This window comes from Acidovorax sp. KPB24-03, assembly GCF_057546605.1.
On record NZ_BAAJYR010000546.1, the window covers coordinates 1 to 1,902 of the forward strand.

2 protein-coding genes are annotated in these 1,902 nt (G+C 67.9%); one reads left to right on the forward strand and one right to left on the reverse strand.

The window, feature by feature from the left end; genetic code table 11:
• Positions 1-82: 82 nt before the first annotated feature.
• Complete coding sequence (locus tag AC27KI_RS23775; protein WP_284399787.1) at positions 83-631, forward strand: NUDIX hydrolase; 549 nt, start codon at positions 83-85, stop codon at positions 629-631.
• A gap of 135 nt (positions 632-766) precedes the next feature.
• Here AC27KI_RS23775 and AC27KI_RS23780 read toward each other — a convergent pair whose 3' ends face one another.
• Positions 767-1,549 carry a transporter substrate-binding domain-containing protein gene (locus AC27KI_RS23780; protein ID WP_442867380.1) on the reverse strand — a complete coding sequence of 261 codons (783 nt, stop codon included), beginning with the start codon at positions 1,547-1,549 and terminating at the stop codon, positions 767-769.
• Positions 1,550-1,902 lie beyond the last annotated feature (353 nt).

Here is a 1,902-nt window from a genome sequence, read left to right on the forward strand (position 1 = left end):
CCCCGCCCTGGCCTCGCGGCCATCGGCCGGGGCCGGTGTTCCCGCTCCGCCGCCCCACGACGCTTCATTTTCAGAAAAACGAATGACTTCCCGCAGCCCCATCAAGCACTGCCGCGAATGTGGAACGGCCGTGGTTTACCGCGTTCCCGACGATGGCGACACCAAGCACCGCGCCGTCTGCCCGGCCTGCCACACCATCCACTACGAGAACCCGCTGAACGTGGTGGGCACCGTGCCCGTGTGGCACGACCAGGTGCTGCTGTGCCGTCGCGCCATCGAACCGCGCCGGGGCAAGTGGACCCTGCCCGCGGGGTTCATGGAACTGAACGAAACCACCGCGCAGGGCGCGGAGCGCGAGACCGACGAGGAAGCCGGCGCGCAGATCCAGATGGGGCCGCTGTTCAGCCTGTTGAACGTGCAGCACGTGGGGCAGGTGCATTTCTTCTACCTGGCCCAGCTGCTCAGCGACGCCTTCGATCCGGGCTACGAAACCCTGGAGGCGCGCCTGTTCACCGAGGACGAGGTGCCCTGGGACGAGATCGCCTTTCGCACCGTGAAGACCACGCTGGAGCGCTATTTCGCCGACCGCAAGGCGGGCAGGTTCGGGCTGCACTGCGTGGACATCGACTGACCCGCCTGCCTTCGCGGGCCATGCGCTTCTGCCGGCTCCATGGAAAAAGGGCGCAGCCACGTCACCGTGGCCTGCGCCCTTTGGCTTTTCGGGGAGCCGCTACCGGCGCGGCCGCCCGAAGATGGCGTCAGCCGATCACTTGAGCCACTTGTCGGCCGACTGCTTGAGCGTGCCGCGGGCATCCAGCAGGCCCCAGACGAACTCCATCACGCGCGAATAGTCGGCATCGTCCTTAGGCAGCATGAAGCCCAGGGTGTTGGTGGGCGTGAGCGGCGCGTCGATGAATGCGGCGGTCAGGCGCGGGTCGGCCTTGGCGTAGTGCAGGGCTTCGTAGGTTTCGGTGATCATCACGTCGCCCTTGCCTTCCGCGATCAGCGCGGGGATTTCGGCGTTCTTGTCGTGCGTGCTGACCTGCGCGGCGGTCAGGTTCTGCAGCACGAAGGTTTCGTTGGTGCCGCCGGGGTTCTTGATGACGCGCACGGACGATTTGTTCAGGTCCTGCAGCGTCTGGTACTGGGCCTTGTCGGCCGTGCGCACCAGCGCCACCTTGCCGAACGGCGCGTAGCCGGGGAGCATCTCGATCTGGCGGATGCGCGTGACGTTGCGGGTGATGCCGCCCACGGCCACGTCGAACTTGTCGCCCTGCAGGTCCTTCATGAGGTTGGGCCAGCTCGTGGCCACGTACTCGACCTTCACGCCCAGTTCCTTGGCCATGAGTTCGATCACGTCGATGTCGTGGCCGCTGTAGCCGGCATCGGTCTTGATGGCGAAGGGGCGGTAGTCGCCGGGCGTGCCCACGCGCAGGACCTTGCTTTCCATGATCTTGTCCAGCCGGGGGCCGGCGTGGGCAGCGGTCACGAGCGACAGGCAGATCACGGCGCCAGCGGCGACCAGGGAACGCATTTTTCGAGCAATCATGGCAAGGGTATCCAGAGGTTGAGGGGGAGGATCGCAACGGCACGGCGGCCATGGCACCGGCCGCGAACGCACCGCCGGCAAGCATAGCGGAGAGCGGTCGCGCTGCGGTGCATGGCATGCGGAAAGCGGGCAAAGCGCAACACCCCGCGCGCTCGCGGCGGGCCGCGCCAGGCACCGCGCATCGCGCGCTCACCTCGCCCCATCCGCGCCCCTGCCACCGCCTGGGTCCAGGCCCGGCGCCTCAAGGCTTGGATTCGATGAAGAACGGCAGCCCGCCGCCCGCCGAGGCCGGCGCCATGGGCGCGGCGGCATCGCCGGTACCGCCACTCTGGGGAGAGGCCGGTGACGGCGCC